The 13,616-nt window shown below is 32.3% G+C and carries 12 protein-coding genes; 10 read left to right on the top strand and 2 right to left on the bottom strand.

Translation table 11 applies throughout. The annotated features are described in order from the left end of the window. Window positions 1-177 precede the first annotated feature (177 nt). The 6 genes from SBL15_RS03210 (at window position 178) to SBL15_RS03185 (ending at window position 6,546) form a co-directional block, all read left to right on the top strand. Window positions 178-1,134: an L-threonine 3-dehydrogenase gene (locus SBL15_RS03210; RefSeq protein WP_317955103.1), complete on the top strand. Its 957-nt coding sequence runs from the start codon at window positions 178-180 to the stop codon at window positions 1,132-1,134. 243 nt (window positions 1,135-1,377) lie between these two features. Beyond that, the gene (locus tag SBL15_RS03205; protein ID WP_107612217.1) at window positions 1,378-2,454 is read left to right on the top strand and encodes a branched-chain amino acid aminotransferase; all 1,077 of its coding nucleotides are present in this window, start codon (window positions 1,378-1,380) and stop codon (window positions 2,452-2,454) included. Between the two features lie 165 nt (window positions 2,455-2,619). After that, window positions 2,620-3,069: a GNAT family N-acetyltransferase gene (locus tag SBL15_RS03200; RefSeq protein ID WP_059747568.1), complete on the top strand. Its 450-nt coding sequence runs from the start codon at window positions 2,620-2,622 to the stop codon at window positions 3,067-3,069. 610 nt (window positions 3,070-3,679) lie between these two features. Further along, window positions 3,680-4,903 (top strand): Fic family protein, encoded by a 1,224-nt coding sequence (locus SBL15_RS03195; protein ID WP_233641682.1) that lies wholly within the window; start codon window positions 3,680-3,682, stop codon window positions 4,901-4,903. A gap of 421 nt (window positions 4,904-5,324) precedes the next feature. Further along, on the top strand, window positions 5,325-5,717 hold the full coding sequence (locus tag SBL15_RS03190; protein ID WP_317955101.1) for a GNAT family N-acetyltransferase: 393 nt from the start codon (window positions 5,325-5,327) through the stop codon (window positions 5,715-5,717). Window positions 5,718-5,844: 127 nt separating this feature from the next. Next, window positions 5,845-6,546 carry an HAD family hydrolase gene (locus tag SBL15_RS03185; protein WP_107612214.1) on the top strand — a complete coding sequence of 234 codons (702 nt, stop codon included), beginning with the start codon at window positions 5,845-5,847 and terminating at the stop codon, window positions 6,544-6,546. Between the two features lie 57 nt (window positions 6,547-6,603). Here SBL15_RS03185 and SBL15_RS03180 read toward each other — a convergent pair whose 3' ends face one another. Together SBL15_RS03180 and SBL15_RS03175 are read right to left on the bottom strand one after the other, a co-directional pair. Continuing rightward, complete coding sequence (locus SBL15_RS03180) at window positions 6,604-7,266, bottom strand: deoxynucleoside kinase (RefSeq protein WP_011276690.1); 663 nt, start codon at window positions 7,264-7,266, stop codon at window positions 6,604-6,606. Next, a complete protein-coding gene (locus SBL15_RS03175) occupies window positions 7,259-7,876 on the bottom strand; it encodes a deoxynucleoside kinase (protein ID WP_053017854.1) in 618 nt (205 codons plus the stop codon). The genes SBL15_RS03180 and SBL15_RS03175 overlap by 8 nt, the downstream gene beginning before the upstream one ends. Window positions 7,877-7,939: 63 nt before the next feature. On the opposite strand from SBL15_RS03175, the gene tadA reads away from it, so the two are divergent. The 4 genes from tadA to SBL15_RS03155 all read left to right on the top strand — a co-directional run bounded on the left by tadA (window position 7,940) and on the right by SBL15_RS03155 (window position 13,474). Further along, entirely contained in the window at window positions 7,940-8,413 is a 474-nt protein-coding gene (gene tadA / locus SBL15_RS03170) for a tRNA adenosine(34) deaminase TadA (protein WP_107612213.1), read from the top strand. Window positions 8,414-8,549: 136 nt separating this feature from the next. Further along, on the top strand, window positions 8,550-9,419 hold the full coding sequence (locus SBL15_RS03165; protein WP_053018533.1) for a Cof-type HAD-IIB family hydrolase: 870 nt from the start codon (window positions 8,550-8,552) through the stop codon (window positions 9,417-9,419). A 22-nt stretch (window positions 9,420-9,441) separates the two neighbouring features. Then, a complete protein-coding gene (locus SBL15_RS03160) occupies window positions 9,442-10,008 on the top strand; it encodes an NADPH-dependent FMN reductase (RefSeq protein ID WP_053017847.1) in 567 nt (188 codons plus the stop codon). Window positions 10,009-10,369: 361 nt separating this feature from the next. Beyond that, window positions 10,370-13,474: a fibrinogen-binding adhesin SdrG C-terminal domain-containing protein gene (locus tag SBL15_RS03155; protein ID WP_317955099.1), complete on the top strand. Its 3,105-nt coding sequence runs from the start codon at window positions 10,370-10,372 to the stop codon at window positions 13,472-13,474. Window positions 13,475-13,616: the final 142 nt, after the last annotated feature.

Raw genomic sequence — 13,616 nt, 5'->3', positions numbered from 1 at the left:
TAACGTTATGAAGAGTATGTATCTCTGACTTTTCAAAAATAAAGTGAATTTAAAAGAGTGTACTTTGTGAGTATACAAGAAAGCGCTTTTATATTATAATAAGCATGTAAATAGGGAGTATGTACACCCTAAAAGGACAATCATTCGTGGTAAACACACAAAGGGAGTTTTTTATTTATGGAAAGAATCGTTATTACAGGAGCACTTGGTCAAATTGGTACTGAGTTGGTATTAAAATGTAGAGAAATTTACGGAAATGACAATGTATTAGCTACGGATATTAGAGAGCCGGAAGAAGATTCACCAGTTAACAATGGTCCGTTTGAAGTATTAGATGTTACAAATCGTGAAGCTATGATGGCAATCGTTGAGAACTTCAAAGCAGATACGTTAATGCATATGGCAGCATTATTATCAGCGACTGCTGAGAAAAATCCTTTATTAGCATGGGATTTAAATATGGGCGGTCTAATGAACGCATTAGAAACAGCTAGAACGTATGAATTACATTTCTTCACACCAAGTTCAATTGGTGCATTTGGTGATTCAACGCCTAAGAAAGATACACCACAAAATACAATTCAACAACCTACTACAATGTATGGTGTGAACAAAGTTGCTGGTGAGTTATTATGCCAATACTATTTCACAAAATTTGGTGTCGATACGCGTAGTGTGAGATTCCCAGGACTTATCTCTCATGTTAAAGAACCAGGTGGCGGTACTACTGATTATGCTGTTGAAATTTATTTTGAAGCGGTTAGAAAAGGTCCTTACACAAGCTACATTGCTAAAGACACATACATGGATATGATGTATATGGATGATGCAATTGATGCAATTATTAAATTAATGGAAGCAGATAGCGACAAACTTGTAACACGTAATGGCTATAACCTAAGTGCTATGAGTTTTGAACCTGAACAAATTAAAGCTGAAATCCAAAAACATTATCCTGACTTCGCATTGGATTATGAAGTAGATCCAGTACGTCAAGCAATTGCTGATAGCTGGCCAGATAATATTGATACAAGCTATTCTCGTAAAGAGTGGGGCTTTAACCCTAAATACGATTTAGCTGGTATGACTGAATTAATGTTAAAAGCGATTGAAGAAAAAGAACAAAATAAATAAAGTGTGACTGTCATACAAGTCATATAACACAGAACCTCAGACTAAATGTTTGAGGTTTTCTTTTTTATCTGAAATTAGTTAGTAATGGCCATTAAAAATTTACTAAAGTATGTTATTTTTAAAGAAAGGGTTTACAATTAGTATTTAGTTTGAATTTTTAGAAAATTCATTGAATCAACATTACGAGATTGCTATAATTTAATATACTATTACTAACTAAGAATTATTTAGGAGGCTTTCATCATGTCAGAAAAAGTTAAATTTGAACAACGCGACTCACTTAAAGAAAAACCAGAAGGTAATTTAGGATTCGGTCAATACTTTACAGATTATATGTTAAGTTTTGATTATGATGTAGATAAAGGTTGGCATGATTTAAAAATTGTTCCTTACGCACCATTTGAAGTTTCACCAGCTGCACAAGGTCTTCACTATGGACAAGCGGTATTTGAAGGTTTAAAAGCATACAAACATAAAGGTGAAGTTGTATTATTTAGACCAGACCAAAACTTCAAACGTATTAATGATTCATTAGCACGATTAGAAATGCCTAAAGTAGATGAAGAATTATTACTAGAAGGTTTAAAACAATTAGTAGACGTTGAACGTGATTGGGTACCTGAGGGAGAAGGACAATCATTATATATCCGTCCATTTGTATTTGCGACTGAAGGCATTTTAGGAGTAAGAGCATCTCATCAATACAAATTATTAATCATTTTATCTCCATCAGGCGCATATTATGGCGGAGACACATTAAAAACAACTAAAATTTACGTTGAAGATGAATATGTTCGTGCCGTACGTGGTGGTGTAGGATTCGCTAAAGTAGCAGGTAACTATGCAGCAAGTTTATTAGCACAAACAAATGCTAATAATTTAGGCTATGATCAAGTATTATGGTTAGACGGTGTAGAACAAAAATATGTTGAAGAAGTTGGTAGTATGAACATCTTCTTCGTTGAAAATGGTAAATTAGTTACACCTGCTTTAAATGGTAGTATCTTACCAGGTATTACACGTAAATCAATCATTGAATTAGCTAAAGAGTTAGGCTATGAGGTTGAAGAACGTAAAGTGTCAATCGAGGAATTATTCGAAGCTTACGATAAAGGTGAATTGACTGAAGTATTCGGTTCAGGTACAGCAGCAGTTATTTCTCCAGTCGGTACATTAAAGTATGAAGATAGAGAAATCGTTATTAACAATAACAAACCTGGCGAAATTACTAAAAAATTATATGACACATACAATGGCATCCAAAGTGGTAAATTAGAAGATACGCATGGTTGGAGAGTCGTAGTTCCAGAATATAAATAAGGTAAGTTTTAAGAACTGGAAATCTTGAGAAATCGAGGTTTCTAGTTTTTTATGTCTATGTCTGGATCTAGTTATATAAAATTGAAATTTTATTAGGATTAATAATTGACCTATTGAGATATAGTAATTAGAAATATATTCTATCTTAAAAAAGTGGGGATAATTATGTTTGAAAAATTGGACTCTATTGAAGATGCACCATTTGATTTACTGTTGTTGGCTGATCCTTCTATGAAATTAGTTTTAAAATACCTACAGAGTGGAAAGTGCTTTATTTATAAAGATGATTCAAAAATATTAGGTTGTTATGTATTGATAGAGATAAGTGTAGACAGGGTTGAACTAGTCAACATAGCTGTTCGTGAGAATAAACAAGGACTAGGAATTGGTAAAAAATTATTATTACATTTGTTTGATTATGCAAAACAAAAAGGATACAAAGAGATCATTGTGGGGACAGGCAATTCTAGTATTGATCAAATTGCTTTTTATCAAAAAGCAGGTTTCAGAATGATTGGAGTAGAAATTGGGTTCTTCGAAAGAAATTATAAGGATAAAATATATGAAAATGGAATTTTATGTAGAGATAAGATTTGGTTTTTGAAAAAAGTGTGAGCAAGTAGTATATGGATGTTATATAAAAATAATAAAGATTAAAAATAAGCATTGATATGCAAAGTTTTTTATTAACCAACTTAAATTGTATAGCACTTTTTACACTAAAAATTATTTATAAAACCATTTACAGTTTCATACTAAAAATTGATGTTATTAAGAAAAGAGCTTATTGTAAATATATGAGAATAATTGCGATTATATTAGTGATATGTCTATGGACTAGCTTATTTATTAATTTTGGTATGATTAATGTCTTTTTAAATATAGCCACTACATTTGTGGTACTTAAGTTACTTAATGATAGAAAGAAATAATTTATTTGGATTTATTTTAGTTTACACACCTGTTACTATGACAGGTGATTTTATATTAAAATGTGCACCCATTGGAAATATAGAAGGAATATTCAATGATGATTAGTATACTTATAAAAATGACTATTTAACATAATTAATTTTTAACTATGTTTCATCTTGAGTATAGTGATTTTTAAAGTTAAGAATATTGCTTTTAAAAGAAGAACGTATTATATATAATATAGTCATTCATAAATATCATATTTAAATATATGATAAGTAAGAAGGTGTATCTTGTGGAGTACAAATCATTGAAAAAGCTTTTTCATATGTATGGATGGGATAACATTGAAACAGAATATAATATGCGCTTAAATAGTTATTCAAGTTATGTTACCGATTTTATTATTCATCCAATTCAGGATGAAAAACAACAAAGAGACGTTGAGTATCCTTTATTTTTTATTCTTAACAGAACGTTGGGTATTAATCTTGAAAAAGTCTTAAAAAACTCAGATAAAATTAAGCAACTTTCTTCAGCATTGCCTGATATCGCAAATGAAGCATATATTAAACATTTATTAATTAATGAACTTCAAAGTACTAATGAAACAGAAAATATAAAAAGTACGAAAAAAGAAATAGCTGCGTCTTTAAACAAAACTAAAGGTGAGAATAAGCGTTTTGATGGTTTAGTAAACCAATATATTATGATTGAAAATGATGATGTTGAAATTAACTCAATTACAGATATACGTAATATCTTTGATTTAATTGTTGCTTCTGAAATTCTAGAAAAAGATTTACCAGATGGAAATTTGTTTAGAAAAAATTCTATTGGTGTATATGACAATGCTAAAAGTAAATGGATTCATAGAAATGAATTTAATGAACCAGAAATTTTTGAATATCTAACTATCTTTTTAAGTTTTATTAAACATTACAAAGCACCAGATATTTATAAAATTCTAGCTAGTCATTACATGTTTGAATATATTCATCCGTTTTATGATGGAAATGGAAGAGTAGGAAGATATATTTTAGCTAAATTACTTAATGATAACTTGGATTCATTTACAGCACTCACTTTTTCATACGTCGTAAATCATAATAAAAATAAATACTATAAGGCATTTCAAGAAGCATCTGATTACTTTAATAAAGGTGAAATAACAAATTTCATTGATGATATGATGCAATTACTTATTGAAGGACAAAATAATATAATAGAAACGTTTGAAAATAATACAGAAATCATTAAAAGACTTGCACAGGCACTTGATCAACAAGGATTGAATAAATATGATTCAGATGTTCTCTTTATATTACTTCAAGATAAAATTTTTGGAAGTAAATATTCTAGAATTACTATTAAAGGAGTTAAAGATATCGCAGGATATTCAAGAAATAAAGTTAATGAAGTAATAAAAAAATATGAAAGCAAATTAATTAAGTTAAAAAGTAATCCTGTTGTTTACGAGGTGAAGGATAGTTACGTACAAGAATTGCTTTCTATGCAAAACAATACAAATTGAAATATTTAAACATACAAATACGCAACATTAATGAGCAATTACGCAATAAACGCCAAATTTATCCTCAGGCGCTTACAATAAAAATGTAATTCAAATATTAATGAAGGAGTGGAATCAAATGACAGACGTATTCGGTTTCATAAAAAAAGCGATTGACTTTATTAGTAGTATTTTAGTACACGGTGAACCTAAATAATTAAATTTATAATGAAAAATCACCCCGGTGTTAGATTAAAAATCTAATTTTCGGGGTGAATTATTTATATCGGTTTTTAAATTACACAATCATAAATTTAGCTTAATTGAATCAACGTAGGCAAATGATAAAGAAATCGGTATTGAGACGCATTTATTTATAAGACTTAAAACCTATAAAAAAAGTGTATATTATATAGAAAAAGACCATTTAGGGGGGGATTAAATGGAATTTAAGCTAATTACTTATTTCGATGAAAGCTATATTAATTCAATTTATGAAGTATATCAATCAGTTGGGTGGTTAAAACATGACAAAGAGACTATATGTGAGATTTTCCGTAATAGTACACATGTAGTCTTTGCAATTTATGATAATAAAGTCATTGGTTTTGCTAGAGCATTATCAGATGGTGTATTCAATGCAGCTATTTATGACTTAGTTGTTAATAAAGATTTTCAAAATAATCAAATTGGTATGCATATGCTTAAACACATTCTTAAAGAAATAGGGTCACTTTCATGTATCCATTTAATCTCAACTATCGATAATTTAGAATTTTATCAAAAAGCAGGGTTTAAAAAAATTGAAAACTGGTATGGTTATATATCAAGATAAACGCCTAACAGATACATATACTGAATAATTGGTAGATGGAATATTAAATCATTCTATTGAGTCTAAAATAAAAATTTGTATTACAATAGAAGAGTTAATAATCATAATTCACAGGAGTGTTATGAAAATGGAATGGATATTATTTGATAAAGACGGGACTTTAATAGAATTTGATAAGAGTTGGGAGAAAATTGGTATAAGATTAGTGGATAGTCTTTTAGATGAATACCCAGTAGCTAATAAAGAAGTTGCACATCGACAATTAGGTGTTCTTGATAATGCAATCGTACCTGATTCTGTAATGGGTTCAGGGTCACTAGATGAAATGATTAAAGCTTTTAATAACGTTGTTGGTAAAGATGTCTCAACTTGGACACGTAATACGAGCCAGGAACTTGTTGATACACGTGTGCCAGAGAACAACTGGATTGATGGTGTGTATGATATGATTCAATCTTTAAAAAAAGAAGGCTATAAAATTGGAATTGTTACAAGTGATTCACGAAAAGGGGTATTGCAATTTCTTGAAGATACCAACTCTAAAGACGCTTTCGACTTAGTTATCTCTACAGAATCACATGCAGCGGAAAAGCCAAATCCAGCAGTATTAAATCCACTGTTTGATTCTTATGATGTCAAACCTGAAGATGTAGTTATAGTAGGAGATACTAATAACGACATGAAAACAAAGGTTAATGCTGAATTAGGTCTAGCAATTGGTGTGCTTACTGGTATAGCTAAAAAAGAAGAGTTAGTAGATGCTGATGTGATAATAGAGACAGCTGTGAGTGTGCCCGAAGTCTTAAAACAATATATTGAAAACAAATAAGATAAAAAATGTAGAAACGCTACACAAAGAGTTTGAAATGTGTAGCGTTTGTTTATGTTAACGATTATCTACCTTGCGATAAGTATTAATTACATGTGCAATTTTATCAATAATAGGGTCTAAAGAGTCAGGATTTTCGTGAATATCATATTCATTGATATTTACACGTACTACTGGACAAGCATTAAAGTTATTTATCCAGTCTTCATAACGTTTGAATAACTTTTGCCAATACTCAGGATCCGTATTAATTTCCATATCACGACCACGTGCTTTGATACGCTCAATTACTTCATTGTAGTCGCACTCAAGATAAATTAATACATCAGGTTTAGGGAAGTAAGGTGTCATTACCATTGCATTGAACAACTCAGAATATGTTTTAAAATCATCTTCATTCATAGTACCTTGTTCTTCGTGCATTTTCGCGAAAATATCAACATCTTCATAAATAGAGCGATCTTGAATGAATCCACCACCATATTCAAACATACGCTTTTGTTCTTTAAAACGTTCTGCTAAAAAGTAGATTTGTAAGTGGAAACTCCAACGTTCAAAGTCATCATAAAATTTATCTAGATAAGGATTATGATCTACATTTTCAAAAGAGGTTTTAAAATTTAATTTGTCAGCTAAAGCCTGTGTCAATGTTGATTTCCCAACACCAACGGTACCAGCAATGGTGATTATTGCGTTTTGAGGTACTTTATAATTATTCATGTTCAATTGCTCCTATCATAGGTCTTATTTTTTCTAAAATTGATTGATAATCTGAGTCATTTTTAACAAAATCAATTTCACTTGTATTAATTAAGACGACATTCGCGCCTTCACTTTTCATGGCATTATAAAATGTTAAATAATCTTCTTTGAGATTCAATAAATAGTCATCCTCAATATGATGTTCAAAACTACGATTACGTTGCGCTATTCTTTGTTTCAGAACATCCAAATCAGCATCTAAGAAAATAATCATGTTAGGCATTTCAAGATCTTCAGTTAAAATATCGAAAATGCGGTCAAATTTATCAAATTCATTATTACTCAACGTGTTACGAGCGAAAATTTTATTTTTATAAATATGATAATCGCTAACAACACCTTGAGTCATTTTAGCGATATCTTTTGCCTGTTTATATCGATTACAGAGGAAAAACATTTCTGTTTGAAAACTCCATTTAGAAATATCATCGTAGAAGTCAGATAAAAATGGATTTTCATCAATTATTTCTTTTTCTTCATAGTAATTTAATGTCTGGCTAAGCTTATGAGTTAGGGAAGATTTACCTACACCAATTGGGCCCTCAATTGCGATAAATGGTTTGTTCATAATCACATCTCCAAATGTTAAAATAGACAATGAGTATTGTATCATAAGTGAGGTATAACACACATGGCAAATGATGAATATTACATGAAATTAGCGATTGAAGAAGCTAAAAAAGCTCAAAAACTTGGAGAAGTTCCTATAGGCGCAATCATAGTTAAAAACAATGAAGTCATAGCAAGCGCACATAACTTAAGAGAAACTGCGCAGCTACCTACGGCTCACGCAGAACATATCGCTATTGAACGTGCTTCAAAAGTAGTTGGAAGTTGGCGTTTAGAAGAATGCAAATTATATGTGACACTTGAACCGTGCGTCATGTGTGCCGGTGCCATTGTGATGAGTAGAATTCCTAAAGTGGTATACGGCGCCACTGATCTTAAAGGTGGATGTAGTGGTAGCTTGATGAATCTATTAGAAGAATCTCGATTTAATCATAGAGCTGAAGTTGTTAAAGGCGTACTTGAGCAAGAATGTGGTGATTTATTACGAAACTTCTTCCGTGAGCTACGGTTAAAGAAGTCTAAAGCGAACATGTAAGCGTACAAATTGAGCTATATTTGTTAAAATAATACACGTGAATTAAGTGTTCAAGTTGAGATTTTAAATTTTAACTTTAAGATGGTTTTTTCAAGATAAATAGTAATTAATTAAGAGAATGAAACGAGGTAACTGTATGATTAAATTAATAGCAACAGATATGGATGGCACATTGTTAAATGCTGCACATGAAATTTCTCAAGAAAATGTTGATGCAATAAAATATGCACAATCACAAGGGATAACAGTTGCCATTGCGACAGGTCGTGCATTTTATGAAGCGAATACACCTGTAGCTGAGACAGATTTAAGCGTACCATATATTTGTTTAAATGGTGCAGAAGTACGTGATGAATCGTTTAATATTATGAATACGTCTAATTTGAATCATGAATTAGTGGAACGCATTAAATCAATACTAGATAAAGATGACGTATATTATCAAATTTATACTAATAGAGGGATTTATACAGAAGATCCAACCAAAGATTTAGATATCTACTTAGATATTGCTAAACAAGCAGGACAAGAAGCGGATGTTGAAAAGATCAAACAAGGCATTCAAAAGCGTATAGATAATGGCACATTAAAAGTTGTAAATAGTTATGAAGAAATTGAAGATATCCCGGGAGAATTAATCATGAAAGTCTTAGCTTTTAATCCGGATTTAGAGAAAATTAACGCCATTGGAGCAGAACTTTCAGCTATTCCAAGTTTAGCCATTTCATCATCTTCACGCGGAAATCTTGAAATTACACATTCTGACGCGCAAAAAGGAATCGCGTTAGAGTCTATTGCTAACCAATTAAACATTGATTTAAAAGATGTTATGGCATTAGGTGATAACTTGAATGACGTATCAATGCTAGAGCGTGTAGGTTATCCTGTTGCAGTAGAAAACGCTATGCCTGAAGTTAAAGCAGTTGCTAAATATGTAACGGACACAAATGAAAATAGTGGTGTTGGAAAAGCCATAATGAAGTTATTGAAAGAAGAAAATAATTAATATTAAGAGGTGTATAGTAGAAATGAAAGGACTTATAGTTGTTGGTAGTGCCAAAGTTGGCTCACATACAAATGCGTTAGCTAAATACTTAGTGGGACAGTTTGATACACATGATTTAGATGTTGATATTTATGATTTAGCAGAACGCCCATTAAATCAATTAGACTTTTCTGGGACAACGCCGTCTATCGATGAAATTAAAACCAATATTAAAGATTTTCAAGAAAAAGTAATGGCAGCAGACTTCTTAGTACTTGGAACTCCTAATTATCATGGTTCATATTCTGGCATCTTAAAAAATGCATTAGATCATATCAATATGGATTATGTCAAAATGAAACCAGTAGGATTAATCGGTAATAGCGGAGGCATCGTAAGTTCAGAACCATTATCACATTTACGTGTTATTGTTCGCAGTTTATTAGGTATCGCTGTTCCAACACAAATTGCTACACATGACTCAGACTACAGTAAACTTGACGATGGTACATTATATCTTGATGATGACCAATTTCAGTTGCGTGCAAAATTATTTGTAGACCAAATTGTATCATTTGTGAATAATAGTCCTTATGAACATTTAAAATAAATTTTAATTACCTAAAAAAACACATATATAATAGTAGAAACTAGTTTTTTAAGAACGATAATTATCGTTCTTTTTTTATTGTTTAAAAAAAGAATATTTTAGCAAACCATTTACAAAAAATATAGAAGTGTAGCATAACTACCTTATTATTCATGATTTAAGAATAAAAAATAATTAATCTTTAAATTAAATTATATTTACTTGTTTTTTTTAATGTAAAAATGTGGTATAGTTTTTCTGTATTTAATTGTTTTCAATAATTTGGAGATTAATCTTTTCGACATTTTATAATTTTTAAACAATTAAATTAAAATTTTAATGAATTTAGGTCGATTTATAATTCGTTTAAGGAGTGTTCTGTTTGAAAAATAAACAAAATAAGAGGTTAGATTTTCTACCGAATAAACAAAATAAATATTCGATTAGAAAATTTACAGTAGGGACAGCATCTATATTGGTTGGCGCAGCATTGATTTTTGGCAGTGCAAATGATGAAGCAAAAGCAGCTGAAAAAGATCAAGTTTCTACAACAACTAATAGTAATGAAGAACAAGATGTAAAAGCTAAAGGTAATGTACAAACATCAGAGAGCACTACACTATCACAGGTTAATCCAGAACAAGTTGATGTAACAAAACAAAATGTTGAAACAGATGTAGATAATAATGCATCTGAAAATGCATTTAACAACGAAATTTCAAATGAAACTAGTAAACAAGAAACTACAGAAAACTCATCAAATCAAGATGTAAGTTCTCAAGAAGGTACAAATGAAAATAATAGCATTGAAACTAGTAAAAATTCAAATTCTACAGAGACATTAAGTTCAGAAGAACCATCACAAAATAATTCTGCAGAAAAATCAATTAGTGAAAAAACAACAGAAAAAGCATCTACAGAGGAAAGTCAAAGTACCCTAAATGCTAAAAATGATGCAACTAATGCAGCTAAATCAGAACAACCAAGTACAAAAGAAACAACTAAGCAAGAACCAAAAACTTCAGAAGACTCAACTCATAACGAACTACAATCGAGCACAGAAAGCGATACTAAAGAAGCAAATAAAGACGTTAGTATAGAATCTAATCCTGAACAAAAAGACGCTAAAACACCAGAAGTTAATTCAAAAGAACAGACATCTGTTGAAAATAATAAGTCAAGTGATGTAACTAGCAATTCAAATAATTCAGTTAATACATCAAATTTAGATACATCATTTAAAAATGCTGAGACTCAATTAGATAACGCTAATGATAACACAGCTAAAGAAGAAGCATTAACTAACTTTGTAGCTGAAAATACTGGTAGCTCAGTAGAAGAAGCAAATGAAAGTGTTAAAAATCTTAATATTGACTATAACAATGTAAATAATAAAGCATTACTAAGTGCGTTAATTAATGCAGATTCAAACAAAAAAGATTCTGAAACAACTTATGCAACAACGAGTGATATAAATACAACGCGTTCAATACAACCCAAAAGTAGATTAGCTGTGAATAAATTAGCAGCTGCAAGTCAAGGTCAAAACGTAAATGACTTAATAACAGTTTCAAATCAATATATTGAAGAAGGTCAAAATAATGATGGTGTAATTCACGCACATGACGGTGAGCCAATTACATATCATTCAGATATTGCTGTCGATGACGCTGTAAATAGTGGGGATACAATGACGATTGATTATGATCCACATACAATCCCATCTGACCTAACTGATCAATATTTTGTGCCAGATATTGCAGATAGTAATGGAGATATAATAGCAACAGGTACGTATGATGATGCTACTAAACGTGCAACATACACATTTACAGATTTCGTTGATACGCATTCAAATGTTACTGGAACTTTATCATTATCATCATTTATTGATAAATCAAAAGTACCAGCAAGAGACACAAATATCGATATGACATTTAAAACTGCTAATACTGCTTATGATCAGAATTTCACTGTTGATTATCAGTATCCTAAAGTTGAAGGTGATTCTAATATTCAAAGTATATTTACTCATCTTGATTTAGATAATCAAACAGTCGAACAAACTGTGTATGTTAATCCATTAAGATATACAGCTAACAATACAGAAGTTACAATCAACGGTACTGGACCAAACGGTAGCACAATTATTGATGATAGTACTGACATTAAAATTTATAAAGTTGCAGATGATCAATATCTACCTGACAGCAATAGAATTTATGATTATTCTCAATATGAGGATGTTACTAATGATTATCCAATTACTGTTAATGGTGATAATACTGCCTCCATTAATTTTGGAGATATAAATACACCTTACATTATCAAAGTAGTTAGTAAATATCAGCCTGATTCAGAAGGTAACGTAAATATCCAACAATGGGCATCTATGGTTACAACTAATAAATATTATGGTACTGATGACACGGCTGAATATGGTAACAACATAACATTTGCTACTAGTAACGGTAACGGAAATGGTGACGATACTGACAGTGATGCAGACGCAGATAGCGACGCAGATGCCGACGCAGATGCCGATGCCGACAGCGATGCGGATAGTGACGCCGACGCAGATAGTGACGCGGATGCCGATGCCGACGCAGATAGCGACGCCGATGCGGACAGTGATGCAGATGCTGACAGTGATGCGGATGCGGATAGTGACGCGGATGCCGATGCCGACGCAGATAGCGACGCCGATGCGGACAGTGATGCAGATGCTGACAGTGATGCGGATGCGGATAGTGACGCGGATGCCGATAGCGACGCCGATGCTGACAGTGATGCGGATGCGGATAGCGACGCCGACGCAGATAGTGACGCGGATGCAGATAGTGACGCGGATGCAGATAGTGACGCCGACGCAGATAGTGACGCAGATGCCGACAGTGACGCAGATGCCGATAGCGATGCCGATGCTGACAGTGACGCAGATGCCGACAGCGATGCGGATGCCGACAGTGATGCAGATGCGGATAGCGATGCAGATGCCGACAGTGACGCAGATGCCGATAGTGACGCAGACGCAGATAGTGATGCGGATGCGGATAGTGACGCGGATGCCGATAGCGACGCAGACGCAGATAGTGACGCGGATGCCGATAGTGACGCAGACGCAGATAGTGATGCGGATGCCGACAGTGATGCCGATGCGGATAGTGACGCAGACGCAGATAGTGACGCAGATGCCGACAGCGATGCGGATGCAGATAGTGACGCGGATGCAGATAGTGACGCAGATGCCGACAGTGACGCGGATGCCGACAGCGATGCCGACGCAGATAGTGATGCGGATAGCGATGCGGATGCAGATAGTGACGCAGATGCCGACAGTGATGCAGATAGTGGAAAAGAAAATAATGAATTACCAGATACTGGTAGTGATGAACAAAAAAATGGAGTGATTTTTGGATCATTATTTGCTGCAATTGGAGCATTACTATTAGGTAAGAATCGTAGAAAAAATAATAATAAAAAATAATTAATTTTTAAGTAAAAAATGTGTCCGTAGCATACTTAATTTGAGTGTGCTACGGACATTTTATTTAAATAGAATTAGGGAACAATTTTTATTATGTTTAGTAAATTAGAATAACGAAAATTAAATATCATTGAATAAAACA

The organism is Staphylococcus sp. NWU MKU2 (assembly GCF_033283605.1).
Classification (GTDB): Bacteria; Bacillota; Bacilli; order Staphylococcales; family Staphylococcaceae; genus Staphylococcus; species Staphylococcus haemolyticus.
Note: the sequence above shows the minus strand (reverse complement) of the source record. Positions and strands in the feature narration are given on the sequence as shown.

What these genes read in the sequence shown, in the direction of transcription:
- SBL15_RS03190 (WP_317955101.1), top strand. Translation starts at nt 5,325, where the DNA reads ATGGAATTTAAGCTAATTACTTATTTCGATGAAAGCTATATTAATTCA.
- SBL15_RS03180 (WP_011276690.1), bottom strand. Translation starts at nt 7,266, where the DNA reads ATGAATAATTATAAAGTACCTCAAAACGCAATAATCACCATTGCTGGT.
- SBL15_RS03165 (WP_053018533.1), top strand. Translation starts at nt 8,550, where the DNA reads ATGATTAAATTAATAGCAACAGATATGGATGGCACATTGTTAAATGCT.
- SBL15_RS03200 (WP_059747568.1), top strand. Translation starts at nt 2,620, where the DNA reads ATGTTTGAAAAATTGGACTCTATTGAAGATGCACCATTTGATTTACTG.
- SBL15_RS03210 (WP_317955103.1), top strand. Translation starts at nt 178, where the DNA reads ATGGAAAGAATCGTTATTACAGGAGCACTTGGTCAAATTGGTACTGAG.
- SBL15_RS03175 (WP_053017854.1), bottom strand. Translation starts at nt 7,876, where the DNA reads ATGAACAAACCATTTATCGCAATTGAGGGCCCAATTGGTGTAGGTAAA.
- SBL15_RS03185 (WP_107612214.1), top strand. Translation starts at nt 5,845, where the DNA reads ATGGAATGGATATTATTTGATAAAGACGGGACTTTAATAGAATTTGAT.
- SBL15_RS03160 (WP_053017847.1), top strand. Translation starts at nt 9,442, where the DNA reads ATGAAAGGACTTATAGTTGTTGGTAGTGCCAAAGTTGGCTCACATACA.
- SBL15_RS03205 (WP_107612217.1), top strand. Translation starts at nt 1,378, where the DNA reads ATGTCAGAAAAAGTTAAATTTGAACAACGCGACTCACTTAAAGAAAAA.
- tadA (WP_107612213.1), top strand. Translation starts at nt 7,940, where the DNA reads ATGGCAAATGATGAATATTACATGAAATTAGCGATTGAAGAAGCTAAA.